Origin of the sequence: Novosphingobium terrae, assembly GCF_017163935.1 — a bacterium.
In the GTDB taxonomy this organism is placed as follows: Bacteria; Pseudomonadota; Alphaproteobacteria; order Sphingomonadales; family Sphingomonadaceae; genus Novosphingobium; species Novosphingobium terrae.
On the sequence record NZ_JABVZR010000001.1, the window covers coordinates 2810271 to 2837038 of the forward strand.

Sequence of the window (26768 nt, forward strand, 5' to 3'; positions counted from 1 at the left end):
AGGACCCGCGCCTGCCACGGAGACGACAATGGCTTCCCATCAGACAATCCCCTCTAGCATCGACGGCATCACCATCCCCGACAGCACGCTGGCCCGCGCGATCACGCAGTTCGTGCGCGACACTGAAACCGATCTTCTGTTCAACCATTCGAGCCGGGTCTATCTCTTCGGCGCTCTGGCGGGCAAGCAGCGCGGGCTCAGCTTCGATGCCGAGCTGCTCTATGCCGCCGCCATGTTCCACGACATGGGGCTGATGCCGGATCACAGCAGCCACGATCACCGTTTCGAGGTGGATGGCGCGGATGCCGCACGCAGCTTCCTGAGCAGCCATGGCATCGGTCAATATGATCTCGATACGGTGTGGACAGCCATTGCCCTGCACACCACGCCGGGCGTGCCAGAGTTCATGCATCCGGTGATTGCGCTCACCACCGCGGGCGTCGAGATGGATGTGCTGGGCCTGACCTATGGCCAATATGCTGACGATGTCCGCGAGGCGGTGGTGGCGGCCTTTCCGCGCACGCCCAACTTCAAGGAGGACATCATTCAGGCCTTCTATGACGGCATCAAGCACAAGCCGGACACGACGTTCGGCAATGTGAAGGGCGATGTCATCGCCGACAAGCAGCCCCATTTCCACAAGGGCAATTTCTGCAGCGTGATCCGCCAGTCACGCTGGGCGGCCTGAACGGGTGAGATGGCTGGCTGCCTTACGGGCAGCCAGCCATCTGTGGCGCATGATCACGCGAGGGAGGATGTGGCTGGTCCATCCTCGAAAAAGGCCCGCAGCGCCTGATCCAGCTCGTCGGTCTCGACCAGCGCAGCCAGATAGCCATCGGGTCGCACCAGCGCCCATTGACCGGCGGCCAGCCCATAGGCGCCGGCGATATGCCCGCCCTCATCGACCAGATCGCCCCCATCCCCGATCACCGCGATGCGCAAGCCCGCGCGCGGCACGGGGCGCTCCACGGCATCGAAACCGAGCAAGGTCCAATGCGGCCCGGCAAACACCGAGAACAAACGCATCGGCTGGCCAGCCCGCCCCCGGCATGGCGCATCGGGCGCGCGGTCGCCCGGCTGAAGCCGCAGGTCGTTGAGGCGGGACGGCCGTGACAGAGACGATGCGCGATAGCCCAGATCGAGCTGGCGCGCCTCACGGTCACGGCGCATCGTGCCTTGCTTGGCCTCGCCCAGCAGTCGCGTCGCCAGCCCCAGCATGCCCGCCGCGATGGGGCGCCGCTCTTCCTCATAGGTGTCGAGCAGGGCCTCCGGAGCTCCAGCGATCACCGCCGCCAGCTTCCAGCCCAGATTATAGGCATCCTGCACGCTGGTGTTGAGCCCCTGCCCGCCCGTCGGCGGATGGGTATGCGCCGCATCGCCTGCCAGAAACACCCGCCCGACGCGATAGCGATCCGCCAGCCTTGCGTTCATCGAATAGGCCGAGGCCCAGGACACATCCCGCACCACAATGTCGCCGCGCCCGGTGCGCTGAGCGATCAGGCTGGTCAGGGCGGCGGCAGACAGGTCCACATCGCCTTCCAGCGGCACCGGTCCCTGCAACTGGAACAGATCCGTGCCCGCCAGCGGACAGGCCATCAGCTGCGTGGCGGGGGAGCCGATCTGGAAGCGATGCCACGCCAGCCGGTCGAGCCCTTCCAGTCGCACATCGGCGACCAGCGCCCGCACGCCCAGCGTCTCGCCCGGAAAGCCGATGCCCAGCGCATGCCGCACAAAGCTGCGTCCACCATCGGTTCCGATCAGATAGCGGGCGCGGACAGCATACTCACCTTGCGCATCCTCGATAAGGGCCGAGACGCCATCCGCATCCTGCTCGAACCCGGCCAACCGCCGTCCGAACTGCGGACGGTGGCCCAATTCGGCCAGCCTCTCGCGCATCACGGCTTCGGTGCGGAACTGGGCGATCATCAGCGGGGCAGCATAGGGCTCGGACGGGCTTGGCGAGACCTCTTCGCCCGTCAGCAGGGATTCCTCCGTGGTGCCATCCTGACGATACTGCCGGAGCGGCGGATAGGGCGCCCCCGCCGCCGCCAGCCGATCGACCAGACCAAGGTCCTCAAAAACCTCCAGCGTGCGGGGCTGGATGCCCTTGCCGCGCGATCCTCCGAAAGGCTTTGCGTTTTGCTCGATCAGCATGAAGGCGATGCCGCGCCGCGCCAGATCGATGGCAAGCGCCAGCCCCGCGGCACCGGCGCCGCAGATCAGGACATCGGTGTCGAAACTCTTTGGCGTGTCGAAAGACATTGGCATCTCCGCGAATCAATGTGTATTATGCACATATATTCCGCCGCATGATGAGGCAAGAAAAAGCGTGAATAATGCACACAATTGCGACATCCTGCGTGGCCTCCATGCCGCGCTCATCGATGTGGTCGATGAGATCAACCGGCCCCGGCGCGACGACCGGCTGATCGAGGAGGCCGGGATTCCGCTGGATCGCGCCCTGTTTCCGCTGCTGGCGCGCATTGGCCGCTATGGGCCGATCGGCGTCGTCGATCTGGCCGACCGCACCGGGCGGGATCACACCACCGTCAGCCGCCAGATGACGAAACTGGAAGAACTGGGCCTGATCGAACGCCAAGCCTCGGCGCGGGACAAGCGGGTGCGCGAAGCCACCGTCAGCGCCAGGGGCCAGGCCATGATCGATACGCTGAACGCCGCGCGGGAAAGGCTGGCCAACCGCATTCTGGCCTCATGGACCGACCCTGAACTCGATCAGCTGCGGCACCTGCTGCGCCGATTTGCCGACGATCTGATGCGTTAGGCTTCCCAAACAGCCTGCGGGATGTTCTGCCCGATGCGCCACAGCACACCGCTGGGATCATCCAGCGTGAAATCGCGGATACCCCATGGCCGGTCTTCCGGCGGCGCGGCACGCACGCCATAAAGCAGCGCAAGCTGCGCCGCTTCGACATGGCCCCACCAGGCATCGACGTCCTCGACCAGCAGATGCATCATAAAGTTATCGGCATGCTCCTGCCGATAGAAACGCTGCAGCAGGAAGCTGGTCTGCCCGGCATGGAAATAGGCCAGATCATCGGAGGACCATGCTTCGACAAAGCCAAGATCGGCATAAAAGCGGCGCGAAAGATCGAAATCCTTCGCCGGGATGAAGGCCTTGATCTCGACGGTTGCCAGATTGCTCATGGCTGTATCCATAGCGGCCGCCGCGTGGGGGGGCCATCCTGCAAGGTTTCATCCTGCGCGCCCTCGACATAGCTTTGCAGGCGCTGCAGCCGCAGATCCCATTGCCGCGACACCTGATCGAGGCAGGCGCGGGCCATCGCCAGCCGATCCGCCCGAACCTGCCACTGGCGATGCCGCCCGAGGCGCATGCTGTCGACCAGCCCCGCCCCTTCCAGCACCTGCAGATGCTTGGTCAGCCCCTGACGCGACAGGCCGGACCAGCCATCCCCCAGCATGACGGTCGAGAGCGGCCCCTCATCGCACAGGCGCGCCACGATCGCCCAGCGAAAGGGCTCGCCCAGCGCGGCGAACATCGCGACAGCATCGGGCGGAGGTGATGAGCCGCCCGAACCCGGCTCCGGCATCAGGCCTGACCCGCTTCAAGCGCCAGATAGCGCTCGATCAGCCTTGTCTGATGCTGCCAGCCGCCATCATTGGCCTGCCAGGCCATCGCCCGACGGGCCAGCGGCAATTGGTCAAAGCCGGTCTCGGTGATGCTGAGCAGCACCCCGCCCTCGGCATCGCTCAGGGTGAAGGTCACCAGCGTCATGGGCTCGGCCTCATAGTCATGGGCCGGGTCGATGGCGAAGGGATGCCAGCGGAAGGCGAAACTGTGCATCGGCTCGATCCGCTCGACAAACACCTTGAAGGCCGTGCCGCGATGCGGCTCCTGCAAGGCGGCCACAGCGGGGTCGACCGTGGTCGGCGTGATCCTGCCGACGATCTCCTGCCCCGCCACGAAAGGCCCATCGAAGGCGACGCCGAACCATGTTCCGAATTGAGCGGAATCACTGATCGCCTGCCAGACACGCTCTCGCGAGGCACGAAGGATCACCTGCTTCTCGACCTGATCGGTGTTCATAAGCAACCTCCTGGTTGCTTCCTGATAGCCCAACCGGGCTTCAGGCGCAATCTTCCGGTTGCGCCTGAAGGGCTGCCTTTCAGCGCGGCTTATGGATCAGATCGATCAGCGCACGGTGGTCAGGCAAGGTTGCAATGGCCTGAGGCGCGGCCTTGTGCAGCGCCGCCACCGCCGAGAGCACCTTGCCGGCCTCGGCAGGATCGGCATCGATGGCGCCGCGCCCGGCCTGAGTCTCAAAGCCCATGCCGTTGAGGATGTAACCCCAGCTGGGCGGCAGGAAGCTCTCATGGTCCACCACGAAATCGAAGCGGGATGGCACGCGGTGGCGCCATTGCTCGATGCGGTCACGCAGGGTGTCGCTCCAGCTGGCGGGGTCGGTGTTGTCGCGCCAATAGGGCGTGTCGCGGCGGTGGCTGATGCAGTAATGCAGCTTCAGGAAATCGGTGATCGCGGCAAAGCGCGCTTCCATCGTGCGGTTGAAGCTGCGCGCGCTGGCGGCCATCACGGCGGGGTCGGAGGGCACTGCCAGCATCTGGCCCAGCAGATGAGCCGCCACCTCGATCAGCATGATGCCGGTGGATTCCAGCGGCTCGAAGAAACCGGCGGCCAGACCCACGGCGGCGCAATTGCCGATCCACTGCTTCGCGCGATAGCCGGTGCGGAATTGCAGGCGGCGGGTGGAGAGTTTGTCGCCCGCAGGCCCGGCATAGCGGCGGATGGTCGCCTCGGCCTCATCGTCGGACATATGGGCGCTGGAATAGACGCAGCCGGTGCCGCGCCGGTCCGGCAGAGCAATGTCCCAGATCCAGCCGGCCTCATGCGCCGTGGCCTGCGTGTAGGGGGCAATGGGTTGGCCAGGCTCCGTATCGGGGATCTGCATGGCCACGGCGCGATCGTTGAGCAGCACATCGCCCACCGGCACGAAGGGCGAGCCCAGTGCCTCGCCGATCAGCATGGAGGCCAGACCCGAGCAATCGATGAAGAAATCCCCGGCGATCTCCGGGCTGCCATCCCTGGGCAGAATGGCGGCGATCTGACCCTCTTCGGTCAGCCGGGCCGAGGCGATGGTGGTTTCGATACGCTTCACGCCGCGCGCCTGCGCCATCTGGCGCAGCCATGCCGCCAGCGAGGTCGCATCGAAGTGATAGGCATAGTTGAGGGGCCCGGCGAAATCCGGGTCCTGAGCGCGCTTCGGGGCGCGGCCCGCGTGGATCACCGCCTCCTGCACCGAAAGCGAGCCTGCCCATGAGGGGCGGCGCGGATCGACGCTGCTGTCCAGCCAGTAGGGCAGCAGGCGTTCATCGAAATTGTCGCGCGGCAGATCGAAGGGGTGGAAGTAATCGTCGGCATGCGATCCCGGCGTGGGCTTGCCCGCCCAGCCAACAAAGCGCACGCCCTGTTTGAAGGTGGCGCGGGCGGCGCGCATAAAGCTGCGCTCATCCCCGCCCGGGAGCCCCTGCCCCAGCCTTGCCACCGTGCCTCGCAGCGTGGGAAAGCTGCCCTCACCCACGCCGATGATGCCGATTTCGGCGGATTCGACCAGCGTGATCGCCCAGCTGCCGCGCGGCAGCGCCTGCGCCAGCGAAGCCGCCGTCATCCAGCCTGCCGTGCCGCCGCCTACGATCACCAGATGGCGCGTCTCTGTCATGCCCGTCTTTCCGTTCGAGGCGATATGGACATCGTCAGAGCCGCAAGCGCCGGGCTTGCGGCAGGCCTATGCCATAACATCCATCAGATCCCTGTTCATGCCTTTCCAGCATGTGTGAGGGTGATCTGTCCTGTTTTGACATCGATGTCAACAGCACTTCACCGGCAGAAGTGGAAGCCTCTGCGGCGCTACCGGTTTGAACGTCAGGCCGCCGCAGGCACCATCGACAGTCTGGTCACCGGCTGTCGGCGGCCAGAGACGATAAACAGGCATCCCGTCAGCAGCAGCACGGCCACCAGCGGCCCCTGCGCATCGGGGTTCAGCAACGGCGAGGCGATCAGCCCCGACAGCCCCAGCAGCACCAGCCGGCGATCATCAGCCTCGGGCGGGTTGCGCGCCAGATCCAGCACCAGCAGCACGATCAGCGGCAGGATGCGCGAGAGATGGTAATAGCCCATCACCGGCAAGGACATGGGCGGCAGGGCCGTGAGGAAAAACAGCCATTCAAACCATGTCAGCTGGCGCTGCATCGCCCGGCGCGTGCCCCAGATCAGCGCCAGCGCCCCGGCGGCGAACAGCACCTGCTGCGAGACCACATCCCAGTGGGGGGCCAGCCCGGCCAGCCGGCGCAGCATGCGCGGAAAAATCTGCAGCGACACGTTCCAGTCATCGCCCAGATGGCCATTGGCATAGGTACGGTTGTAAAGCGCGATCCCCTGCCGGATATGCTCGGGCGTGTAATCGGGATAAATGGCATGGGCCTGATGGTAGCTCACCGCCAGCACCACAAGGGCGATCAGACCCGGCACCGCCATGCGCAGCAGCTTGCGCGGCCAGCTGGCATCGCTCAGCAGTTCCAGCAGGACCAGCAGCGCCGGTTCGGGCCGCATGTTCAGCGCCACGCCCAGCGCCAGCCAGCCGGCCCAGCGGTGGCGCCCGCTCTGCACCGTCAGCAGGTAGAAGAACACCAGCAGCATGACGAAGCCCGCGACATTGGCCCGCGTCAGCATCCAGATCGCCGGATAGGACAGGCACATCGCAAAAGCCGCAAAGCCGACCACGGCGCGCGGCGGCGTGGGCGCGCAGATCCGCGCAAAGGCCCTCACCACCAGCAAACCACCCAGCAGATAGGCCAGCACAAAGCCGATCATCACGATCAGCGGGCTGGTGGCATCCATCGCCCTGGCCGCCAGCAGATAGGTCATGGTGGCAAAGGGCGGCGTGTGCAGCGTGCTGATGATCTGGGAGTTGGGATTGGCCAGATTCTCCACCGCATTGCTGTAATTGCTGTGCAGCAGATAGGTCTGGAAAATCTGCGGCCATGAGCGGTAACTGCCGTGCAACAGCGTCTGCGTGAACAGGAATTTGTAGTTCAGCGCCACCTGCGCGAAATCGCCGAAAAGATCGGCGGGGTCGAAAAACATGCTCCACCGGCCCGGGCCGCCGAAGGCATGATACAGATCGTCCAGCAACCCGCGCAGCGCCATGATCGCCACCAGAACGGCAGTGACGCGTTTCGGCTCATACAGGCGATAGCGGAACAGGCAGCGCCCCAGATAGCCCGGCCACATCACCATCGACCTGAAACCCTTGACCATTCTCGCTCCTTGGCGCTCGCCCCAACGGGCGTGCCTGCGTCATGGCTAGGATGGGATGCCTCCCTTCGCAACGCCGCAAGCACAAAACAAGACGCCTGCACCGCAAATGTTACCCGGGACTTTCCCGAAGATTGCAGCCATGTTTCAGCGGGCGAGCAGGCCCGCAACCTTCAGGCCCGGCTCATTTGGCCAGATAGGCATTCTGCACCGCCGTCGCGAAGAGCTGGTTGAGCGCCGTCGAAATATCGTCGTCAGCCGAAACCTTGTAATAGAGCTTCGATCCATCCGAATTGGTCGAGGCGCAGGATTTCAGCTGGGTTTCGATATAGGGCACATTGGTGGTCGCCACCGTGTTGGCGAAGGAAATGCCGAAGCCCTGGATCGTGGAGGCCAGATATTCGGTGTAGAGAATGGCGATGCGGATGCCCCGGTTCTTGATCGTGGTGCATTGCGCCAGATGCGATGTCAGCAATTGGGTGCAGGCGCGCCCGCTGGTCTGGCAGCTGCTGCCTGACAGGGCCATATCGGCCATGCCATCGGTCACGATCAGCAGCACCTCCTGAGGCGAACTGGTGGAGGAGCCATCGCCTGGATCGGGCATGGCGCTGTTGATCGTGGTGAACATGGTGGTGAAATCGCTGTCCTCATCATTCGTCACCTTGCTCGAACTGGTCCAGTAGCCATTGTTGTAGAGCAGCGGCGCATTCAGCCCCAGATCGGTGATCGAGGAGGACGAGAGCGAATTCACATCGGTCAGCGCCGAGGTGATGGTCTGCGGGGTGGCATAATTGAACTGGTAGAACTGCATCTTGTAGACCACCGGATGGGCGGTGGAGGTGTAATTGGCCACCATGGTCTGGGCATAGGTGATCAGATTTTGCGCAGCGGTGGTTTCCGCGTCGATCCGCAGCTCGATCGAAGTGGGAGAGCTGAACAATTTGCCGAAATTGCGCGCCAGCCACCAGCTGTCGGCATACATGCCGCTGATGGTGGTGGAGCTGCCCGATGTGGTGGTCTTGCCCGAGGAAGAGGTGGTGGTCGCCTTATAGGTCAGCGTGCCCGCGCTGCTGCTGATCGAGGCGCTGGTGCCCAGCTGCGTGCCTGAGGAATTATAGACCACCTTGGTGGAGGTGTTGACCAGATAATAGGTGCTGTAGCCGCTCGACGCCGTGCTGGAATCGAGCCAGACCACGCGCGAACTGCTGTCGGTCACCGTCATGCCCATATTCTCGAAATGCTGGGTATGGCAGGCGAAATCGCAGCCCTTGGAATAGGTCGAGCTGATCAGCGCATTGGCCAGATAGCTGGTGCCGCTGGTCGTCACGGGCAGCAGCATCGATGGGCTGGTGTCCAGCATCACATAGAAATTGATGCTGGGCGGCTGCGAGGCATCGGCCACCGCCGTGCCCCCGATGGGCAGCGTGGCCTTCCCCAGAATGCCGGCGAAGACATTGGTGGAGGTGGCGGTGTAGGTCACCGTCGAGACCCGCGTTCCGGCCAGACTGCCCGAGGAGGTGGTGGGCGCCGTGGCGGTAAGGCTGGTGATGGTCACGCCGGTCAGACCGCTGGCCAGCGCGGTGAATTTGGCCTGGGCGGCAGCAGCGGCGACGGCATCGGTTTTCGAGATATAGGCCGGAGAGACTGCCACCAGCGCGGCGGAATCGGCAATGGCGTTCAGCTTGGTCTGCATCCTCTCGGCCCGGACATAATCCACGGCGAAGCCCACCGCGAAGGTCAGCGGGATCAGCGACAGGCCCAGAAGGATCAGCACGTTGCCGCCTTCATCGCGGCACAGGCGCGCGATCAGCCCCGTCAGGCGCGGCCAGAGCGGAAGGGAAGCCATGCGCATCGAACGCCTCTTCATGACAGGGGGATGGAGCTGGACAGGCGCGGCGACATGTAGATGCTGTCGTAAAAGGACAGGCTCTTGTTCGTGCCCAGGCTGATGGCGGGGGCGTAGCTGTATTGAACTTCGGACAGGATCTGGCAGCTGCCCGCCGTGAACAGCCCGCTGTTGACGGTGAAAGTGTTGCCCACTGTCAGCGCCGTGCCGTTCTGCACCTGGCTCCAGACCACCTGCACGGTGGTCGCGCTGGTGGAGAGCGCGCAGACCTCGCTGACGCGCACCATGGCGTTGCTGGTGCTGTAGGGCGTCAGGATCTGCTCGCTGGCGCCCATGATGGTGGCGATGCTGTTGGTGGCGGTGGTCGAGGTGGAGAGCGCCGAATAGCGCGTGGCCATATCGGCCATGGCGCGCGCGGTGATCGTCACCTTGCGGTTGCAGGCCGCCATGTCGGACAGCAGGAAAGCCATCATATACAGCAGCAGCATCACTGGCAGCGCGATGGCGAATTCCACCGCCGAGACACCCCGCGCATCATGGCGCAGCGCAGGCCAGAGACGGCGGATCATCAAGAGGAATAGCCTTCCACCTTGAACACGCTGGTCGCCAGCAGCAGGCGCTTGCCCGATGTCAGATTGCCCAGCGTGAAGCCCATCGGCGCCCCCGCCAGAGGCAGCACATACATCACCCGCAGCACCACGATCGAGCCCTGCGAGCCGATCGCATAGTTCCAGCTGTTCGAGACATTCCCGCTGCTGTCATAGGTCAGTGTGGGCATGCCGGTGGTGGCGTCGTCATAGCTGCTGACGGTGGTGACATCGATGTAGAGGTTGCTGCAGCTCATGAAAGGCGACTGCGCCTTCAGCATGGTGCAGACCGCCGAGGCGTAATCGCTCTGGGTCATGCCGGTGTAGGTCGTAGTGCCCGATGTGCCGCTGTAGGTCTGGGCCTGACCGGTCAGGATCAGGCGCGCGGCGGACTCCGCCGTGGTTTCCAGCATGGCCTGGGCGATATAGACGATGGAGATCTGGAAAATGGCGATCAGCAGCGCCAGAAACAGCGGCGCAAGGATCGCGAATTCAACAAGGGTCGCGCCTTTCCGGCACTCTATCAAGGCTTTCACGCGACCCATCCCCGGATTGGCCGGTATCGCATGACACCGAACACCCGGAGCTTGTGCAGCTACGTACTTTCACGGTGATTTCGAGAAAATTTCAGCGTGTGTCAGGCAAGCCCGCGAGGCGGCGAGCCGCCTTCAAAAACTGCGCCGCAATCCCAGGCTGATGCTGGTGCTGTTGCCCGCGGTCAGGGCAATCGTGCGGGATGCGCTGGCCTCGATCCGCCATTTTGGGCTCAGCCCCAGCGACCCGTGCAACCCCACTTCGGACCAGACAGCGTGAAGATGCTCGCTGGTGATGTCTCCCTCGCGAACCTCCCCGCCCCCGCCGCCAGAGGCACCCCCCATGATCCCGCCAAAGGTGGAGGTGGCATTGTTCGACCACAGCCCGCCAAGGCTCAGCCCCAGCCAGGTCTGGCGGTCATGCCCGGGCCGCCAGTCGAGCCGGAGGCGCAGCGCGCCGGTCCATGTCGGCTCGCTTGAGGTAAGGTCGGGGCCCCCGCTGCCCAGCGGAGCAGGCAGCAGAAAGCGGCTCCAGGCATAGGAGACCGAAGCCGTGGGGGTCAGCACGATCCGGGGCGAGGCCTCGAACAGGCGCCCGAAGCTGACGCCGCCGCCCCAATAGGGGCTGCCGCTCTGCCCGGCGGCGCGGCTGACATCGCCATAGCGGATGTCGTCGAAACGCTGACGGCCATAGCTGAGATAGCTGTCGATCACCCAATTGTTGTAATTGCCGCCAAAGCCGATGGTGCCGACCGTAAAGTCCGAGGGCACCGTCGCATCGCTCTGCTGCAGGGCGGTGCGGTAATGGGTCAGACCCAGTTGCAGATAGCTTGGCCCCACCTGCCGATAGAGCGAAGCGGCCTGATAGGTGCCCGTGGGGTTGCCCTCACGCGGAGCAACGCCCGCCGTCACTCCGGCCAGCCATTGCGGGCGCGCAGGCATCTCCGCAGCCATGCCGGGCACCGCCAGACAGGCCTCATCGGCGGGGTCCTTGGCGCAGGCGGCCATTTCGGCGGTCTGGGCCTGAGCCTCCGCTGCCAGCCCCAGAACAGAGACAACGGCCAGCCAGCAAGCCAGCCTTTCAGGCCTCATGCCGCCAGCCTTGGCCGCGCATCATAGACGACAGGCATCGTCAGCACGGCGGCAAAACCCTCGCTGCCATGGCGGAAGCAGATATCGCCGCCATGCGCCCGGGCGATCGAGCGGCAGACAGTCAGCCCCAGACCGCTGCCGGGGCGGCCCGAACGGCGCGCCTCGGGGCTGCGGTAAAATGGCTCGAACACACGGTCCATGTCCTCATCGGGAATGCCGGGGCCGGCATCGAGGATTTCAGCCATGGCCTCGCCATGATCCAGCGTCACCCGCACACGGGCACGCTCGCCATATTTGACGGCATTTTCCAGCAGATTGCTCAGCAGGCGGCGCAGGCCCACCGGATCGACTTCCACCATCGTCGGCACCTGCCCGATCAGCTCGACATCGGCGCCCACCAGACGGGCATCGGCAATGCTGTCGGCCACCAGATCGGCCAGATCGAGGCGCTGGCGCGCACCCGGCGTGGAGGCATCGCGGATAAAGGCGATCACCTCATGGATCATGCTCTCCATCTCGGCCACCTCGCGCAGCAGGGCCGGGCGCTGGGCGTCGCTCACATCCTCCAGCCGGAAGCGCAACCGGGTGAGCGGGGTGCGCAGATCATGGCTGATCGCCCCGACCATCGCCGTGCGATCGTCGACAAAGGCACGCAGGCGGTTGTGCATCTGGTTGAAGGCATGCGCCGCGCGGCCAATTTCGGCCGGGCCGCTCAGCGGAATGATGGTGGCCGAAGGATCGCGCCCCAGCATTTCGGCAGCGCGCGCAAAGCCCTCAAGCGGCAGCACGATGCGCCGCGCGAAGAACCAGGCCAGCGGGCTGACGATCACCAGCGAGAGGATGAACCACAGCAGCACCTGCTTCTGCCAGCGGTTGGGGAAAGGTTCGGCACGCGGCGCCACCGCCACCCAATGCCCATCGGGACGGCGCACCGCGGCGATGAAGTCCCCCTCGATAAAGGGCGGCGTCGCGCGGTCGAGCAGGCCTTGCGGCTGGCTGCGGAAGGGAATGGCCTGCGGCTTCTCGGTGCGGGCAGCGGCCAACGATGGCGCCACCCGGGGCGCTGCCGTGGGCAGAGCCGTCGCCGGAAGCGCCATCGGCGGCAAGGCCGCGCGTGCATGCGCGTCAACCAGCGGGGCAGCTTCGACATGCGATGCCACCCGCGGCGCGGAAGATGGCAAGGCAGCGGGCAACGGCGGCGCGACACTGTCCTGCGGATCAGGCAGGCTGCGATCCGGCGCAAGCGTATCATGAGGCAGCGGCGCGCGGAGCTGTCCCAGCACCGTCGCTCCCAGCGCGGGGCCGTTGCCCGCCGGATTGGGCGCGACCGGCCCTGTCGGCATGCCATGATGCGATGCCCCATTGCCTCTTGCGCCACCGCCGCCGGGGCCGCCGCCCGGACCGGGGCCATGCATGCCGCCCCGGTTATCGCCGCCGCGGCCACCGGGATATCCACCGCCGGGCATGCCGCCCGGGAAACCGCCCGGAGAGGTGCCGCCGGGAAAACCGACATTGGGCAGCGGCCCGCCCGGAAATCCGCCGCCCGGGCCACCGGGCATGCCTTGCGCATGGGCTTCAGGCACAGCGAAAGGCGAAAGCGTGGAGGAGCGCACCGTGAAAGGCACCCTTTGGCGGGCGGGAATCGCCACGCCTCCCACCGGCAATTGAGTGTAGAAGGCCAGCACGATATCGCCCTCCGGCTTGCCGAGCTGCCTGGCCAGCGCCTGACGCGCGGTCTGCGAGATCAGCCAGCCTGTGCCCTCGACATCGGGCGGCCCGTCCAGCCGGGCTTGCTCCAGATCCGGGTCCAGCCCGTGACCGGCAAGGGCTGTGGCGACGGAATCGAGGTTCCATTGGCGTGGGGGATGGGGCGGCAACAGCAGGGTCAGCGCCAGCGTCACCAGCTGCGCGGCAACCAGCGTACACACCAGCATGGCGACCAGCTGCCAGCCCAAGGGCGGCCCGGCCAGCGGAGGAAAGCGCGGCGTTCTCATGGGGGTCTGCTGTGCCACAGAAGGCTGGCCAACAGAAGGCTGAGCCACAGAAGAGTTTCGCTTGCGCGGCATCAGCGGCATGGCCCGAACAAGGCGGTCACGCACTGCCGACCGCGCTGACGATGGCCGCCGCGACCAGCAGCCCGATCACCGTGGCCACAACCGCCACCCGCTCGGGACGCGGTTCGCCCAGCCAGCCCAGAGCAAGCGCGATGCAGCGCGGTTTGGGCGATGCCTTCATCACCTTGCTCCACCGTGATGATAAAAAAGTCGGGGCCGCCAAACAGCATGAACGGGTGCGACCTCGCGTCCTGCCCTTATGACGGCCCCGACGCCGTCGCCGGTCCTGATCGACCCGGCGGCGGCCAGCAGGCTGTGACTGGCCTTCTCCGGAAACGAGCCAAGGCCTGCCACAGGGGCGGACGGGCCATGGTCGAGGGAGAAAGCTGCCTGCATGCCCTTTTTCTCGGCGCCCCATGTTGCACGCGGATTTCACAGACATCTCGCCCGCATGTCAGCGGGCCGGCTGGCTGAAATGCTGTTGGAGCCTGGCCTTGCTATCGTTCCGCGATGCACATATCACCTTGCACCATGGACCTCGATACCTCGATCCTGATCGTGGATGACGATGACGGCATTCGCGGCCTGATCAGCGATTTCCTGCAGAAGCACGGATATCGCACCGACACCGCGCCGGACGCCAGCACGATGCGCAGCATGCTGGCGCAGCAACGCTATGATCTGATCGTGCTGGATGTGATGATGCCGCGCGAGGACGGGCTGACCGCCTTGCGTCAGCTGGGCCCGGGCGCGCCGCCCGTCATCATGCTGAGCGCGGTGGGCAGCGATATCGACCGGATCGTCGGGCTGGAAATGGGCGCCGACGATTATCTGGCCAAGCCCTGCAACCCCCGCGAGCTGCTGGCCCGCATCCGCACCGTGCTACGCCGCGAGGCCCGCTCGGGCGGCGAGACCGGCCAGACGCCGGGGGTGGAGGCCGCTCCCGGAGATCCGGCCCAGCCGGTGCTGCATTTCGCCGGTTGGCAGCTGGACATCGGCATGCGTCTGCTGATCGATCCTGCCGGTCAGGCGATCACCCTGACCGATGGCGAATTCCGCCTGATGCGCGCCTTTGCCGAGCATCCGCGCCGGGTGCTGACGCGTGACCAATTGCTCGACTGGTCACGCGGGGAAGACAGCGACCAGTTCGACCGCGCCATCGACGTTCAGCTCAGCCGCCTGCGCCGCAAGCTGTCGATGGGCGAAGGCGGGCAGGATGTGATCCGCACGATCCGCAATGAGGGCTATCTGTTCCAGCCGGTGGTGACCCAGCGCGCCGGATAGGCTGCGCCGCCCGGGAGCAAGCGGCGATCCGGTCAGAGGTCGCCGCTCCCCACACAGGCAAGGTCAATGATGCGGCGCTGCCCCCCTTCCCGCCCCAGCACCACCACCACATCGATCACCGATGCGGCATAGGCCAGCGTATCGGCCCGGCTGAGCCCCAGCCCCGATTGCAGCACCATCAGCGCCAGCTGATCGAGCGCGCCGCGCGCGCTGTTCGCATGGATGGTGGAAAAAGACCCCTGATGGCCAGTGTTGATCGCGCGCAGAAAGGTCACCGCCTCGCGCCCGCGCATTTCACCCAGCACGATCCGGTCAGGACGCAGACGCAGGCTGGCTTGCAGCAGATCCTCGGTGGTGACCTGCGCCTCGCCCTGTGCCTCACGCACGGCCACCAGACCCAGCGCATTGGGAGCCGAGAGGCGGATTTCGGGCGTATCCTCCACCGCGATGATGCGGTCCCGCTCCGGCACGGCGGCGAGCAGGGCATTGAGAAAGGTGGTCTTGCCGGTCGAGGTGCCGCCCGCGATCAGGATTGTGCGCCGCTGCGCCGCCGCCTGCTTCAGCCAGCCGATGGGATCACCGTCGCGATCGGGCGGAAAGGGTGCGCGCGGCGGCAGCAGCGGCCCCTCGGGGCGCCAGCTGTCGAGCGGCAGATCGGGCAGGCGATGGCGGCGGATGGCCATGGCCCAATGTTTGCGCGTGGCGGGCGGAGCGACGAACTGGATGCGCGCGCCATCGGGCAGCACCGCGCCCAGCAGCGGGCTCTGGCGGTTGATGCCCTGATGGCTGATGCGCGCCACCTGCTGTGCCAGTCGGCCGAGATGGCGGTCGGTCAGTTCGGGGACGGGGTGACAGACCATGGCGGCTTGCCCGGCGGCCTCCACCCAGACTTCGCCGGGGCGGTTGACCAGAATTTCGGTCACCTCCTCGCGGTCCAGAAAGGGGCGCAGGGGCTCCAGCGCGGCGGCGAGGAAGGCGCCCTCGGCGAGAATGGCGCTCATGGCTCGACCGTCGAGAAATCGAGATCGCGCGCGATAAACACGCGGATCGGCGTGCCGACGCGAATGCGTACCGTGGGCGGGATCTGCGCATCGCGCTGCGCCGCGACCGAGGCCGCGCTCTGTCCGCTGGAACCGATCACAACGCTGGTGCCGGAGCCCACCAGCGCCCCCGCCCCGCCCAGCACCGACAGGATCGCGGCAGCGCCGAAGCGCTTGAAGAAATGGCCGTTCACCTCGCCCGAAAGGCCCGAGCGGCCCGAGAATTCCACTGCGGGCGAGCCCAGCGCCACGCTGACGCCATCGGGGCGGATCAGGCGGCTCCACATCACATAGGCCCGCGTCTGCCCGGCGGCCAGACCGCTCTTGTACTGCCCGATCAGGCGCGAGGAGCGTGGCACCACCACCTGCGATCCATCGAAGGAGCGGATGTCCTGCGTGACCACCGCGCGCACGAAGCCGGGCAGGTCGCTGTCGATGGCGGTTTCCAGAATGGCGGGGATCAACGTGCCCTGCGTCAGGGTTGAGGCCGGATTGGCCAGACGGCTGGCGCTGGCCGTTTCCACGCCGCCGCCCGCGATGCGGCTGGCAAAGGCGTCGTTTTCGGCCAGAGGCGCGGCTGGCGAAGCCGGGCCGGGGGTGGCGGGCTTGGCGGCGGGGGGCGGAAGGACATCGCTCGGCGCATCATAGACCATCACCGGCGAGGCCTGATGATCGGGCAGCCCGGCCCCTGCCCCCGCCTTGGCCAGCGCCGCCTGCTGGGCGGAGGTCAGCGCGGGCGGCGGCGAGGCTGTGGGCGTTGGTGCGGGGATGGCCGGCACGGCTGCAACCGGCGCAGGTGTGGCGATTTCGGCAGCCTCGTGAACGGGCTCTGCTGCCGGGGCCGGTGTACGGCTCAACGAGAGGAAGGTCACCGCCCCCAGGGTCAGCGCGATGGCAGCGCCTGCCAGAAGCCCCATCCTGTCGCTGCGCCGCGTGGCGCTGGCCACCACGGGGAAGCCATGGGTGGCCGCCTGCGCCAGATCCTCATCCGACAGGCTGGCGCGCGGATCGTTGCGGGCGGACAGAGGCGTTGGGCTCATCATGCTGGGGCTTTCATGGGCAGGCGGCGGCATCAGGGCAGTGCTCCAGCGTGGCGGTGGCCGCGCCCGCGCGCAGGATCAGCCGCTGCGGCAGGCCATCGACCACGATCAGCCCGTCACGCATGGCATAATTGACCGGCCCCTCGGTCTTGCCGTCGCTGGCCAGCACGGCGGGCAGATCGCGCCCCTGCGGCCAGGAGAGATAGGCCGAAGTGCCGTCATCGAACACCCGGTCGGGCAACAGGGCGGCGTCTCCGGTCCGTTTCCACGCGAAGTTGAGGCGGGGCATGGCGACCGGTTCCTCGGGCGCGGCGGGCTTGTCCGGCAAGGCTGGCGCGGCAACCGGCGGGGGCGGATAGGCAAAGCTGACATGGTAGAGCGGCGTGCCCCTTGCCGAGGCATGCAGTTCGAACAGATAGGTGTGCCGGTCGGTGATGACCGTCATGTTGGTGACGGGGGCGCGGGCGCTGACGGGTTTCAGGAACACCAGATTGGCGCGGCGGTTGGGCGTCACCTGCCACAGGGCGGAATCGCCGATGGCGATGTTTTCGATCCGCTCTTCCGGGGAGAGGGCGATAGTCGCCTCGAAACCGGGCATGGTGGTGATCGGCACCACCATGCCGGATTGCCATGGCAGTTCCAGCACGCGGCGGTCAGCGGCCTGAGCAGGAGAGGCGATCAACAGGGCCAGCATGGGGCCAAGGTGGCGCAGGATCATAAGCGGGTCTCCTGCCCGGAGGGTCGGCGCAGGCTGCGCCCGACCTGTGTGGCGCGGCTGGTGCCCTGCGCGCTGGCGGAGGGCGTTGCGGTGGTGATGGTCGTGGTGGTGGACGAGCTTGCCCCGCCCGCGCTGCGGCCCAGAGCCATCACCATGTCGCGCACCCTTTCGTCGGCTTGCGCAGGGGTGGTGTCAGGCGTCGTGCCCGTTCGGGAGCTGGTGAAGGATTGCGCCATGGATTGCGCATGATAGGCCATCTGCATGGAGGCCGGAGCCACATCCGCAGGGGCCGCCGCAGCGGGCGTAAAGAGCCGCCACTGCCCGGTGATATGGCCCGCCACCTTCAAGGACAGCGCCATCAGCACCGCGTGAATGATTGCCGCCATCAGCACCATCACCGCCTGCGCCATGGCGATCTCGCCCGTGTCCAGCGCCTCGACCATGGGGCCCAGCACGCCGACTGCGCCCACGCCGATCAGCACCGCGAAGAGCGGCACCAGCGCGAAGAGCACGGTGGCTTTCAACCAGCCCTCGGCCAGCCCGCGCCCGCCGCGAAACAGCGCCAGCACCACAAAGACCGGTCCCGCCGCCAGCAAGGCCGCCAGCACGATCCGGCTGGTGACCAGCACACCCACTGTGCCGAGCAGGAAGATCAGCGCGGCCCATGTCAGCAGATCGGCAGGGCTGGTGCCCTTGGCGTCGGCCTGAGCGGCGCGGGCGCGTTCGGCGGCCTCGCTGATGGTGGTGAAAATATCGTCCAGCCGCCCGGCAAAGGCGTGGGAGGCGCTGCCCTTGATGCCCAGCATGGCGCTGGCCAGCTCGTCCGGCCCGGCGGTCAGGGCGCTCCAGACCACCGTCTGATAGGCGGCCCAGCTGGTGGCGAAGGTCAGCACCAGCCCCAGCGCCAGAAAACGCGGCCCCAGCGTGCCCAGCCCGATGGTCAGCCGCCCGCTGAGCAGCCCCAGTGCCAGAAAGCCGACATAGAGGGTGAGCGCGATGGTCAGCGCCGCCGTCAGCGCGCCATGCGTGCCGAACAGGCGGGAAAAGGCGCTGGCCGTAGCCTGCGCCGAGAGGCAGTCCACCGCGCGCAGGCTGTCGGCAATGCTGACGCCCGAGGGCGAGGCGATGGCGGGGCAGTTCATGCCGCTTCCTCCGCCATGCCGGGCCAGTCCGTGCTGGTCAGCGCGGGCAGCCAGAGCGCGGGGTCATCCCCCAGCTGAGCCCGCAAGCCATCGAGCTGGCGCACACTGCCCTCCCGCCCGGACAGCACGGTGAGGAAGGGCGCCATGCCCTCCATATCCAGCCGCACCACGGCGGAGTCCTGTCCTTGGCGGATCAGGAAGCAATGGCTGGCCACCGGCAGGGCGCGGATCAGCTCCAGCTCATGGGCGGAAAGGCCGAAGCCCTCGCAATAATCCTCGGCGCGGGCGCGGGCGTTGGGGGTGAAGATCATGGTGGCGGTCTGCTCGACCAGCGCGGCGGCGATGCCGCTGTCCAGCGCATCGCGCGCCGATTGGGTGGCGAAACCGACGATGGCATTGCGCTTGCGCAGCGTCTTCAGCCAATCGCGCAGTCTTGCGGCGAAGATCGCATCGTCCAGTGCCTTCCAGCCTTCATCGACAAGGATCATGGTGGGCGATCCGTCCAGCCGCTCCTCGATGCGGTGGAACAGATACATCAGCGTGGGGGTGCGCAAGGCGGGCGTATCGAGCAGGGCGGTGATATCGAACCCCAGCACGCGCTGGTCGAGATCGAGCCGGTCCTGCGCATGGTCGAACAGCCAACCCTGAGCGCCGCCCGCCACCCATGGGGCAAGGCGGCTGGCCAGATCGCCGGGACGCGGGCGGTGATGCCCGGCCAGCAGCTCGCCCAGATGCGAGAGGCGGCGCAGGGGCGGCGCGTGATCGTAGAGCGTCTCCACCGCATCGGCGATGGTGGCCAGCTCGCCCGGATCGCCGGCGTCCAGCAGGCAGGCGAGGAAATCATGCAGAAAGGCGCGGTTGCCCGGCGTGTCGGGCAGGCTCAGTGGGTTGAAGCCGGTGGGCTGGCCCGGCACCAGCCGCGTGTAATGGGCGCCCATCGCGCGCAGGAAGATTTCCGCGCCGCGATCCTTGTCGAAGAAGACGGTGCGCGGGGCGACCTTCTGCGCCTGCGCCGTCAGGAAATTGAGCACCACCGTCTTGCCGCTGCCGCTGGGGCCGATGACGGTGAAGTGGCCCAGATCGCCCTGATGGAAGTTGATGTAGCGCGGCGTGGCGCTGGTGGTTTCCAGCACGCTGATCGCGTCGCCCCAGTGATTGCCCCGCGCCTGCCCCGGTGCAAAGCCGTGCAGCGAGAGAAACCCTGCCGCATTGGTGCTGGAGATCATCGCGCGGCGCACGGCATAGGCCTCATTGCCCGGGAATTGTGCCCAGAAGGCGGGCTCCAGATTGACATCCTCGCGCACGGCGATGGCGCCCGTTTCGGACAGGGCATGGCGCACGGCGGAGCAGGCGGTTTCCAACGCCGCCAGCGTTGGCGCGCGGACCATCACGCTCAGATGGTGATCGCCAAAGCCCGCCTGCCCCAGCCCCAGCGCATCACGGGCCGCTGACATCTGCCCGCGTTCGGCCAGAGCATCGGCGTCGGCGCTGGTCAGGCGGCGGATGGCCAGATCGATCCTTTCGCGCGCCACCTGTCGGTCGGCGGGGGCATAGGTCTGGGTCAGCACCATGGGGGCGGGCACGCGCAGCATGGCATCCACGAGCCCCGCACGGGTGGTGTCGGGGTAGTCCTTGATCGAGAGGATCGCGGCGACATCGCGCCCATCGGGGCGGCGGGTTTCCAGCGCCTCCAGCCCGAAGGAGACGCGGGCATAGGGCAGATGATGGCCCAGATCGACGCTCTCCACAGGCTTGGCCACCGCTTGCCAGTCGCCATTGTAGATCGCTGAGAGCAGTTCCAGCGGCTCGGAGCGGCCATCGGGGCAGCCCAGCAGCCTCGCGCCATAGGGGGCGAGGCCCGAGAGCAGCGCCTCGCTGGCGGCGGAGAGTTCGCGGCGCAGCGCGGGATCGGCCTCGCTGCCCACGCGGCGGCCAAGGCGTTCGAGCAGGCCCACCTTGCCGCGCGGCGGGCGGCGCACCAGCGTGAGGAACTGCTCATTGAGGAAAAGCTGGCGGCGGGAAAGCTGGTCCTGCCAAGCCTCATCCAGCGCGGCGGAGAAGGCATCGGGGAAACGCGCGGGCAGCGCCACCGAGACCGCGCGCCGCACCACATGATGATACAGCACAAAGCCTGCATCCAGCGCCGAGCGCAGCATCACATCGCGTACCGCCAGCATATGGTCGAGATGCTCGGCATCCTCGGTTTCGAAGGGCAGGCCCGGCACCGCCAGCATCTGCATCAGCGCTCCATCGCGCAGGCGCAGCGTATGGGGATCGAGATGGGCGGCATAGGGCAGCCGGTCGCCCGCGCGGGCTTCTCGCGGCCCCCATGCGGCGGGGCCCAACCATTTGCGATCAGGGCGCATAGGAATTGCATCCCCAGTGCAGCCAGTTGCGTACGCGCGGGCAGCGGCTGACGCGGGTCAGCCACAGATCGAACACGCGCGGTTCGCGCAGGCAGGCCAGATAGCCCGCGCCATGGATCACCAGCGCCAGCGGCAGGATCCAGAAGCTGCGCAACACCAGAAACGCCTCGGTGGTGGCCGCCATATTGATGACGAAAAAGGAAAAGGTGACGCCGCCGAACATCTGCGGCCGGGTCAACACCCGAAACACCGGCGCGCGCCCCAGCCCCGCCCCCCGCTCTCCCATGGCGATCAGCCGCCCATGCCGGCGGCGGACTGGATGCCCGCCACGATGCTGGCCGCGCCGAACAGGATAAAGCAGCCCAGAATGACCGTGGCGCCAAAGCGCCAGTTCATCCGGCCCGTCAGCATCATGAAGCCCACCATGGCCACGGCGATCACCGCCACGGTGGTCGCCACCTGACCCATCAGCGTATCACGCACCCAGCTCAGCGCCGAAACGATCGGTCCCGATCCGGCAGGCCCGCCGCGACTGGCCGCGAAAGCCGGTGTGGCCCACAGCAGGACGGAGAACGACAGAATGGGGCGGATCATTGGCCTTCTCCGGATGTGGTGGCAATCAGGCGGTTGGTGATGGCGCGGACATAGGCGCGGGTCTCGGCGATGGCGGGCACGCCATGGGCGCGCTCCACCCGCCCGGGCCCGGCGTTGTAGGCGGCCAGAGCAAATTCGAGATTGCCGCCGAAATGGTCGATCTGCTGGCGCAGATAGCGCGCCGCGCCATGGATGCTGGCCTGCGGATCGCGCGGGTCCACGCCCAGATGGCGGGCGGTGGCAGGCATCAGCTGCCCCAGCCCGACAGCGCCCGCGCGTGAGACGGCATCGGGGTGCCAGCGGCTTTCCTGCCAGATCAACGCCTCCAGCAGAGCCGGGCTGAGCGACTGGCGCGCGGCGGCAGCCTGCAAAGTGGCGGCGTAAGGGGCGGGCGCGAAGGAAACGGTTGGGGCGGCTGCGGAGGCCTGCGCGACAGGCTCGGCGCCTTCCTCGCGCCATTGCACGGTCATGGCGCCCCGGCGCCAGCTGCGCGCGCCATCAGGGGCGATGTCCAGCACATCGGCATAGGCCGGATCGGGCCAACAGAGCCATACGGCCAGAACAGGGATAAGATGTCGCATCCTATGCTGTTGACCGGGCCCGGTTGCAGCAGAATTTCAGCATTGTTGCAAACAATCACCCTATCGCCCTGGGCCATCTCTTCCTGAAATTCTCACGAAACACAGGCGCACAAGACTTGGCGGGATTGACCCACTGTTCAGGAGAAAAGCCCATGCGCGACAACGATAGGGAAGAGGATCACGCCCATGGCCTGATGAATGACCTGTCCGCCTTCGAAAAGCTGAGCCTGGGGCGGCGGCGCGCGCTGATGTGGTTCGCTTCGGCGGGCACGATGGCGACGGTGGCGGCCTGCGGCGATGGCAGCGGATCATCGTCGAGCAGCTCATCCTCCAGCGCGTCGAGCAGCTCGTCCTCCGCCTCTTCGGCCTCATCCTCGGCCAGCAGCAGCAGCAGTTCTTCCTCCAGCTCAGGCAGCTGCGTGGCGGATTCGGTGGAAACCAACGGCCCCTACCCGGCTGACGGCACCAACACCTCGGCAGGCGCCACCTCCAACGTGCTGACCGTGAGCGGCGTGGTGCGTTCGGACATCCGCTCCAGCTTCATTTCCTCCACCACCACGGCATCGGGGGTGCAGGTGACGCTGACCCTGACGCTGGTGAATGTGAATTCAAGCTGCGCGCCGATTTCCGGGGCGGCGATCTATGTGTGGCATTGCGATGCCAGCGGGCGCTATTCGCTCTATTCCAGCGGCGTGACCACCGAAAGCTATCTGCGCGGCGTGCAGGTCACCGATGCCAACGGGCAGGTGACCTTCACCACCATCTACCCCGCCTGCTATTCGGGGCGCTGGCCGCATATCCATTTCGAGGTCTTTCTGGGCGGCCTTGGCACATCGCCCAAGGGCACGACATCCTCGCTGATCTCGCAACTGGCGATGCCTGCCGCGATCAACACCGTGATCTACAACGGCGATTCCCGCTATTCGGCCAGCATCAGCAATTATTCGGCCATTTCGCTCTCTTCGGACAATGTGTTCGGCGACAACAGCGCCGCCGTGCTGGCCCAGCAGACGCCGACCATGTCCGGCAGCATCGCCGATGGTTATACCGCGACAGCCACGATCGGGATTGCCGTCTGACCGCCCGGATCGGGCACAAGGCCTCAGGTCATATGGGAGGGGCAGAGGCTGCCTGCAAAGACCATCAACAGATCCCATTGCCTGGCTGAAATAAAAGCCTAAATCACTCTCCCTTAAGGGCGGTAAGGGGGAGTGTTCATGAAGGGCCATTGGCGTCACCGTGCAGGTCGTTTTCCCAAGCGGAGCACGGCAACAGCTCTGGCCCTGATCCTGACATTGGCCGCTGGCGCGGCGCCCGCCCGCGCCGCCGACAAGCTGGTAATCGCCCCGCCCGCGCCCTGGGTGGTGCCGGTCGGGATGCCGACCGACATGCAGGGCGACACGGCAAAGCCATCCTCGCCCGAGGCGGGGGCCGCGCCGGTCCGCCTGCTGCTGAGCGATGAGCAACAAGACATCCAGCCCGGCAAGATCACCCGCTATCAGCAGACCATCTATCGCCTGCAGACGGCGCAAGGCCTGCCCGCGGGCGCGGTCTCCTTTGCCTGGGACCCGGCGACCCAGACCGCCACGGTCCACAAGCTGCAGATCCATCGCGGCGGTCAGGTGATCGACGTTCTGGCCAGCGGACAGACCTTCACTGTCGTGCGCCGCGAGACCAATCTGGAAAGCGCCGTGCTCGACGGGCAATTGACCGCCTCGATCCAGCCCGAAGGTCTGCAGGCGGGCGATGTCATCGATCTGGCGGTGTCGATCACCACCAGCGATCCGGCTGTGGGCCATCATGTCGAAATGATGGGCGCGGCCTGGAATGGCGCGCCGATCGCTCATGCGCATTTCCGCGCGCAATGGCCAGCCACCGTGCCGATGCGGATGCAGGCCGATGGCGGGCTGGTGCTGCCCAAGGTGCAGCGCAAGGATAGTCTGGCCAGCATCGAGATGACCATGGCCGATCTGCAGCCGCCGGTGCTGCCGAAGGGGGCGCCGCCGCGCTATCAGATCGGCCGGCTGCTGGAAATGACCGACCTGCCCTCATGGGATGCGCTGAGCGGGCTGATGACGCCGCTTTTCGCCAAGGCCGAAGTGCTGCCGCCGCAGAGCGCGGTGCTGGCCGAGATCGCGAAGATCAAGGCCCTCTCGCCCGATCCCAAGGTGCGCGCCGAAGCGGCACTGGCGCTGGTGCAGGACCGGGTGCGCTATGTGCTGCTCAGCCTCAATGACGGCGGGCTGGTGCCGGCGGATGCGGACACCACCTGGTCGCGCCGCTTTGGCGACTGCAAGGGCAAGACGGTGCTGCTGCTGGCACTGCTCCACGGCTTGGGGATCGAGGCCCATGCCGTGCTGGTCGGCACGCTGACCGGCGACGGGCTGGACCAGCGCCTGCCCCAGATCCGCCTGTTCGACCATGTGCTGGTCAGGGCCAGCATCGGCGGGCGCGACTATTGGCTCGACGGCACGCGCGTGGGCGACCGGTCGCTCGACGGGATCGAGACGCCCGATTTCCGCTGGGGCCTGCCGCTGATGGCGGGCTCAACGGGGACTGGCCATGCAGCATTGGTGGCCATGGTGCCTCCGCCTTCCGACAAGCCGCAGGTCGATGTCGCCATCACCATCGACGCGCGCGGCGGCATCCTGGTCCCTGCCCCCATTCATATCGAGCGCAGGCTGCGCGGCGACGTGGCCGTGGGCACCAATCTGGCGCTGGCCAGTCAGGTGGGCGACGCGCGTGACGCGGCGCTGCGCCAATTCTGGAAAAGCACCTACGACTTCGCCGAGCCCAAAAGCTTCACCACCAGCTTCGAGCCCATCAAGCGCGAATTGCTTTTCGTGATGGATGGCACGACAAAGATGGACTGGAACGATGGCTGGTATGAGGCGGATCACGTCTGGGTCGGCTTCAAGGCCGATTTCAGCCGCGACGCCGGGGCCGACAAGACCGCGCCCTATGCCGTCGCCTACCCCGCCGCCACCCATGTCACCGAAACCATCCTGCTGCCGCCGGACACCGGCACATTCGCGGTGGTGCCCGGATCGGATGTCGACCAGACCGTGGCGGGGCGCGAATATCACCGCCACGCCCGGGTTGAGGGCGACCGTTTCGTGGTCGAGGAAAGCGACCGCAGCATCGCTCAGGAATTTCCCGCAGCGCAGGCCCCTGCCGCCGAGGAAACCCTGCGCGCGCTGGCCAAGAAAAGCGTCTTTCTGCGCCGCCCCAACGACTATCACGGAACGCAGGCCGAGCGTGATGCCGTCCTCGCCTCGGACCCCACCACGGCGCCGGAACTGGTCCGGAAAGCCCGCATCCTGCTGGCCGCCAATCGCGTGCAGGAAAGCGTGGCGACACTGGACAAGGCCATCGCGCTCGATGCCAAAAATGCAGAAGCCTTCGGCCTGCGGGCCATCGCCCGGATGAACCTGCAGCAGATCGCCGCGGCCAAGCCCGATCTCGATGCGGGGCTGGCGCTCAATCCGCATGACGGCGCCGTCCTGCAGGCGCAGGGAGAATATGCGGGCCGCCGGCAGGACTATGCCACGGCAGTGGAGGCCTTTTCCGCCCTGTTGCAGAACGCCCCCGATTACGCCCCCGCGCTGATGGGCAGGGCGCAGGCCTATTATTACGGGCAGCATCGCCTCGATCTGGCGCTGGTCGATGCGGATGCCGCGCTCAAGACGATGCCGCATAATACGCAACTGCACCTGCTGCGGGCCAACATCATGCGCGTCAAAGGCGATCTCAAGGCGACGGCAGCAGAGGCCGATGCGCTGATGACACCCGCGCCCGGCGATGTCCTCACGCTGGTCACCGCCAGCCGGATCTATGCGGCGGCGGGTCGGCGCGATGACGCGATGCATGCGCTGGACAAGGCGCTGGCGATCCAGCCGGCCGCCTACATCTATATCAACCGCTATGATATCCGACCCAAAAGCGACTTGGCCGGGCGGCAAAGCGACATCGACGCGGCCCTCAGGCTGGAACCGGCCTCGCTGGAGGGCCAGGCGGCCAAGGCCCATCTGCAAGGTGAGCAGGGCAACTGGCATGACGCGGTGGAGACCCTCTCCGCCCTGGTCACGCGCTATCCTGCGCGCTACGATCTGCTGCTGCGGCGGGGGATCGCCTATGCCAAGGCGGGCGATGGCCCGGCAGCCGACAAGGATTTCGCCGAGGCCCATGCCCATACTCAGGGCGCGCAGCCGCTCAACAACCTGTGCTGGACCAAGGCGATTGCCGGAGTCGGGCTGAACCGCGCGCTGGCGGAATGCAACGCGGCGCTGGTGCTCTCGCCCGGGGCGCTCGACATTCAGGACAGCCGCGCTCTGGTCCTGCTGCGACTGGGCCGGGTGGATGAGGCGCTGGAAGCCTACAACATGATTCTGGCCAAGGCACCGACCCAGGCCGGTTCGCTCTATGGCCGGGCCGTGGCCGAGGAACGCAAGGGCAATGCCGCAGCCGCCGCCCGGGATGCCGCCGCGGCGCTGAAAGCCAATCCCGGCGAGGAGGAAGCTTTCGCAAGCTACGGCATGGCGCTGCAGACCAAGGTAGGCGGGTGATCGCGCGCTGCGGCGTA

The 26768-nt window shown here is 66.6% G+C and carries 25 protein-coding genes; 5 read left to right on the forward strand and 20 right to left on the reverse strand.

What is annotated here, in order from left to right:
* The first annotated feature begins 28 nt into the window (after positions 1 to 28).
* A complete protein-coding gene (locus tag HGK27_RS12565; protein ID WP_206240977.1) occupies positions 29 to 688 on the forward strand; it encodes an HD domain-containing protein in 660 nt (219 codons plus the stop codon).
* A 53-nt stretch (positions 689 to 741) separates the two neighbouring features.
* On the opposite strand, the gene HGK27_RS12570 is transcribed toward HGK27_RS12565, so the two are convergent.
* Positions 742 to 2268 carry an FAD-dependent oxidoreductase gene (locus HGK27_RS12570; RefSeq protein ID WP_241127106.1) on the reverse strand — a complete coding sequence of 509 codons (1527 nt, stop codon included), beginning with the start codon at positions 2266 to 2268 and terminating at the stop codon, positions 742 to 744.
* 61 nt (positions 2269 to 2329) lie between these two features.
* Here HGK27_RS12570 and HGK27_RS12575 point away from each other — a divergent pair, with 61 nt between their 5' ends.
* Entirely contained in the window at positions 2330 to 2782 is a 453-nt protein-coding gene (locus HGK27_RS12575) for a MarR family winged helix-turn-helix transcriptional regulator (protein ID WP_241127108.1), read from the forward strand.
* On the opposite strand, the gene HGK27_RS12580 is transcribed toward HGK27_RS12575, so the two are convergent.
* The 11 genes from HGK27_RS12580 to HGK27_RS12630 form a co-directional block, all read right to left on the reverse strand.
* Positions 2779 to 3165, reverse strand: coding sequence for a VOC family protein (locus HGK27_RS12580; protein ID WP_206240980.1), 387 nt, complete (start codon positions 3163 to 3165; stop codon positions 2779 to 2781). The two genes, HGK27_RS12575 and HGK27_RS12580, sit on opposite strands and share 4 nt — an antisense overlap.
* Entirely contained in the window at positions 3162 to 3569 is a 408-nt protein-coding gene (locus tag HGK27_RS12585; protein ID WP_206240981.1) for an ArsR/SmtB family transcription factor, read from the reverse strand. The genes HGK27_RS12580 and HGK27_RS12585 overlap by 4 nt, the downstream gene beginning before the upstream one ends.
* Complete coding sequence (locus HGK27_RS12590; protein ID WP_206240982.1) at positions 3569 to 4066, reverse strand: SRPBCC family protein; 498 nt, start codon at positions 4064 to 4066, stop codon at positions 3569 to 3571. Before HGK27_RS12590 ends, HGK27_RS12585 begins: the two co-directional genes overlap by 1 nt.
* A gap of 79 nt (positions 4067 to 4145) precedes the next feature.
* On the reverse strand, positions 4146 to 5714 hold the full coding sequence (locus HGK27_RS12595; RefSeq protein WP_206240983.1) for a tryptophan halogenase family protein: 1569 nt from the start codon (positions 5712 to 5714) through the stop codon (positions 4146 to 4148).
* 203 nt (positions 5715 to 5917) lie between these two features.
* Positions 5918 to 7312 (reverse strand): glycosyltransferase 87 family protein, encoded by a 1395-nt coding sequence (locus tag HGK27_RS12600; protein WP_206240984.1) that lies wholly within the window; start codon positions 7310 to 7312, stop codon positions 5918 to 5920.
* Between the two features lie 181 nt (positions 7313 to 7493).
* Positions 7494 to 9161 carry a TadE/TadG family type IV pilus assembly protein gene (locus HGK27_RS12605; protein WP_206240986.1) on the reverse strand — a complete coding sequence of 556 codons (1668 nt, stop codon included), beginning with the start codon at positions 9159 to 9161 and terminating at the stop codon, positions 7494 to 7496.
* 11 nt (positions 9162 to 9172) lie between these two features.
* The gene (locus HGK27_RS12610) at positions 9173 to 9724 is read right to left on the reverse strand and encodes a TadE/TadG family type IV pilus assembly protein (RefSeq protein WP_206240987.1); all 552 of its coding nucleotides are present in this window, start codon (positions 9722 to 9724) and stop codon (positions 9173 to 9175) included.
* Positions 9724 to 10278 carry a TadE/TadG family type IV pilus assembly protein gene (locus HGK27_RS12615; protein WP_206240989.1) on the reverse strand — a complete coding sequence of 185 codons (555 nt, stop codon included), beginning with the start codon at positions 10276 to 10278 and terminating at the stop codon, positions 9724 to 9726. The genes HGK27_RS12610 and HGK27_RS12615 overlap by 1 nt, the downstream gene beginning before the upstream one ends.
* Before the next feature lie 132 nt (positions 10279 to 10410).
* Positions 10411 to 11367 carry an autotransporter outer membrane beta-barrel domain-containing protein gene (locus HGK27_RS12620; protein ID WP_206240990.1) on the reverse strand — a complete coding sequence of 319 codons (957 nt, stop codon included), beginning with the start codon at positions 11365 to 11367 and terminating at the stop codon, positions 10411 to 10413.
* Positions 11364 to 13361, reverse strand: coding sequence for a sensor histidine kinase (locus HGK27_RS12625; protein ID WP_206240991.1), 1998 nt, complete (start codon positions 13359 to 13361; stop codon positions 11364 to 11366). The genes HGK27_RS12620 and HGK27_RS12625 overlap by 4 nt, the downstream gene beginning before the upstream one ends.
* Before the next feature lie 97 nt (positions 13362 to 13458).
* Positions 13459 to 13602 carry a hypothetical protein gene (locus HGK27_RS12630; RefSeq protein ID WP_206240992.1) on the reverse strand — a complete coding sequence of 48 codons (144 nt, stop codon included), beginning with the start codon at positions 13600 to 13602 and terminating at the stop codon, positions 13459 to 13461.
* A 350-nt stretch (positions 13603 to 13952) separates the two neighbouring features.
* Here HGK27_RS12630 and HGK27_RS12635 point away from each other — a divergent pair, with 350 nt between their 5' ends.
* Positions 13953 to 14705, forward strand: a complete 753-nt coding sequence (locus HGK27_RS12635) for a response regulator (RefSeq protein WP_206240994.1) — start codon at positions 13953 to 13955, stop codon at positions 14703 to 14705.
* Positions 14706 to 14737: 32 nt separating this feature from the next.
* Here HGK27_RS12635 and virB11 read toward each other — a convergent pair whose 3' ends face one another.
* From virB11 to HGK27_RS12675, 8 genes are read right to left on the reverse strand one after another with little or no spacing between them, the layout of a single operon-like run.
* Complete coding sequence (virB11, locus tag HGK27_RS12640) at positions 14738 to 15706, reverse strand: P-type DNA transfer ATPase VirB11 (RefSeq protein WP_206240996.1); 969 nt, start codon at positions 15704 to 15706, stop codon at positions 14738 to 14740.
* Complete coding sequence (locus HGK27_RS12645; RefSeq protein WP_206240997.1) at positions 15703 to 16788, reverse strand: TrbI/VirB10 family protein; 1086 nt, start codon at positions 16786 to 16788, stop codon at positions 15703 to 15705. The genes virB11 and HGK27_RS12645 overlap by 4 nt, the downstream gene beginning before the upstream one ends.
* A 10-nt stretch (positions 16789 to 16798) precedes the next feature.
* Positions 16799 to 17503, reverse strand: coding sequence for a TrbG/VirB9 family P-type conjugative transfer protein (locus HGK27_RS12650; RefSeq protein WP_206240999.1), 705 nt, complete (start codon positions 17501 to 17503; stop codon positions 16799 to 16801).
* On the reverse strand, positions 17500 to 18645 hold the full coding sequence (locus tag HGK27_RS12655) for a type IV secretion system protein (RefSeq protein WP_206241001.1): 1146 nt from the start codon (positions 18643 to 18645) through the stop codon (positions 17500 to 17502). Before HGK27_RS12655 ends, HGK27_RS12650 begins: the two co-directional genes overlap by 4 nt.
* Positions 18642 to 21011, reverse strand: a complete 2370-nt coding sequence (locus HGK27_RS12660) for a VirB4 family type IV secretion/conjugal transfer ATPase (RefSeq protein WP_206241003.1) — start codon at positions 21009 to 21011, stop codon at positions 18642 to 18644. The genes HGK27_RS12655 and HGK27_RS12660 overlap by 4 nt, the downstream gene beginning before the upstream one ends.
* Positions 21001 to 21297 carry a type IV secretion system protein VirB3 gene (locus HGK27_RS12665; protein ID WP_206241005.1) on the reverse strand — a complete coding sequence of 99 codons (297 nt, stop codon included), beginning with the start codon at positions 21295 to 21297 and terminating at the stop codon, positions 21001 to 21003. The genes HGK27_RS12660 and HGK27_RS12665 overlap by 11 nt, the downstream gene beginning before the upstream one ends.
* 5 nt (positions 21298 to 21302) lie before the next feature.
* Complete coding sequence (locus HGK27_RS12670) at positions 21303 to 21605, reverse strand: TrbC/VirB2 family protein (protein ID WP_206241007.1); 303 nt, start codon at positions 21603 to 21605, stop codon at positions 21303 to 21305.
* Positions 21602 to 22186 (reverse strand): lytic transglycosylase domain-containing protein, encoded by a 585-nt coding sequence (locus HGK27_RS12675; RefSeq protein WP_206241008.1) that lies wholly within the window; start codon positions 22184 to 22186, stop codon positions 21602 to 21604. Before HGK27_RS12675 ends, HGK27_RS12670 begins: the two co-directional genes overlap by 4 nt.
* A gap of 152 nt (positions 22187 to 22338) precedes the next feature.
* Between HGK27_RS12675 and HGK27_RS12680 the strand changes: the two genes are divergently transcribed.
* Both HGK27_RS12680 and HGK27_RS12685 read left to right on the forward strand, forming a co-directional pair.
* A complete protein-coding gene (locus tag HGK27_RS12680; RefSeq protein ID WP_241127110.1) occupies positions 22339 to 23265 on the forward strand; it encodes a dioxygenase family protein in 927 nt (308 codons plus the stop codon).
* A gap of 138 nt (positions 23266 to 23403) precedes the next feature.
* Positions 23404 to 26751 (forward strand): DUF3857 domain-containing protein, encoded by a 3348-nt coding sequence (locus HGK27_RS12685; RefSeq protein ID WP_206241010.1) that lies wholly within the window; start codon positions 23404 to 23406, stop codon positions 26749 to 26751.
* Positions 26752 to 26768 lie beyond the last annotated feature (17 nt).

Excerpts from the sequence above, each read along its gene's own strand:
- HGK27_RS12565 (WP_206240977.1), top strand. The coding sequence starts at position 29 with ATGGCTTCCCATCAGACAATCCCCTCTAGCATCGACGGCATCACCATC.
- HGK27_RS12570 (WP_241127106.1), bottom strand. The coding sequence starts at position 2,268 with ATGCCAATGTCTTTCGACACGCCAAAGAGTTTCGACACCGATGTCCTG.
- HGK27_RS12580 (WP_206240980.1), bottom strand. The coding sequence starts at position 3,165 with ATGAGCAATCTGGCAACCGTCGAGATCAAGGCCTTCATCCCGGCGAAG.
- HGK27_RS12585 (WP_206240981.1), bottom strand. The coding sequence starts at position 3,569 with ATGCCGGAGCCGGGTTCGGGCGGCTCATCACCTCCGCCCGATGCTGTC.
- HGK27_RS12590 (WP_206240982.1), bottom strand. The coding sequence starts at position 4,066 with ATGAACACCGATCAGGTCGAGAAGCAGGTGATCCTTCGTGCCTCGCGA.
- HGK27_RS12595 (WP_206240983.1), bottom strand. The coding sequence starts at position 5,714 with ATGACAGAGACGCGCCATCTGGTGATCGTAGGCGGCGGCACGGCAGGC.
- HGK27_RS12600 (WP_206240984.1), bottom strand. The coding sequence starts at position 7,312 with ATGGTCAAGGGTTTCAGGTCGATGGTGATGTGGCCGGGCTATCTGGGG.
- HGK27_RS12605 (WP_206240986.1), bottom strand. The coding sequence starts at position 9,161 with ATGCGCATGGCTTCCCTTCCGCTCTGGCCGCGCCTGACGGGGCTGATC.
- HGK27_RS12610 (WP_206240987.1), bottom strand. The coding sequence starts at position 9,724 with ATGATCCGCCGTCTCTGGCCTGCGCTGCGCCATGATGCGCGGGGTGTC.
- HGK27_RS12620 (WP_206240990.1), bottom strand. The coding sequence starts at position 11,367 with ATGAGGCCTGAAAGGCTGGCTTGCTGGCTGGCCGTTGTCTCTGTTCTG.
- HGK27_RS12625 (WP_206240991.1), bottom strand. The coding sequence starts at position 13,361 with ATGAGAACGCCGCGCTTTCCTCCGCTGGCCGGGCCGCCCTTGGGCTGG.
- HGK27_RS12630 (WP_206240992.1), bottom strand. The coding sequence starts at position 13,602 with ATGAAGGCATCGCCCAAACCGCGCTGCATCGCGCTTGCTCTGGGCTGG.
- HGK27_RS12635 (WP_206240994.1), top strand. The coding sequence starts at position 13,953 with ATGGACCTCGATACCTCGATCCTGATCGTGGATGACGATGACGGCATT.
- virB11 (WP_206240996.1), bottom strand. The coding sequence starts at position 15,706 with ATGAGCGCCATTCTCGCCGAGGGCGCCTTCCTCGCCGCCGCGCTGGAG.
- HGK27_RS12645 (WP_206240997.1), bottom strand. The coding sequence starts at position 16,788 with ATGATGAGCCCAACGCCTCTGTCCGCCCGCAACGATCCGCGCGCCAGC.
- HGK27_RS12650 (WP_206240999.1), bottom strand. The coding sequence starts at position 17,503 with ATGATCCTGCGCCACCTTGGCCCCATGCTGGCCCTGTTGATCGCCTCT.
- HGK27_RS12655 (WP_206241001.1), bottom strand. The coding sequence starts at position 18,645 with ATGAACTGCCCCGCCATCGCCTCGCCCTCGGGCGTCAGCATTGCCGAC.
- HGK27_RS12660 (WP_206241003.1), bottom strand. The coding sequence starts at position 21,011 with ATGCGCCCTGATCGCAAATGGTTGGGCCCCGCCGCATGGGGGCCGCGA.
- HGK27_RS12665 (WP_206241005.1), bottom strand. The coding sequence starts at position 21,297 with ATGGGAGAGCGGGGGGCGGGGCTGGGGCGCGCGCCGGTGTTTCGGGTG.
- HGK27_RS12670 (WP_206241007.1), bottom strand. The coding sequence starts at position 21,605 with ATGATCCGCCCCATTCTGTCGTTCTCCGTCCTGCTGTGGGCCACACCG.
- HGK27_RS12675 (WP_206241008.1), bottom strand. The coding sequence starts at position 22,186 with ATGCGACATCTTATCCCTGTTCTGGCCGTATGGCTCTGTTGGCCCGAT.
- HGK27_RS12680 (WP_241127110.1), top strand. The coding sequence starts at position 22,339 with ATGCGCGACAACGATAGGGAAGAGGATCACGCCCATGGCCTGATGAAT.
- HGK27_RS12685 (WP_206241010.1), top strand. The coding sequence starts at position 23,404 with ATGAAGGGCCATTGGCGTCACCGTGCAGGTCGTTTTCCCAAGCGGAGC.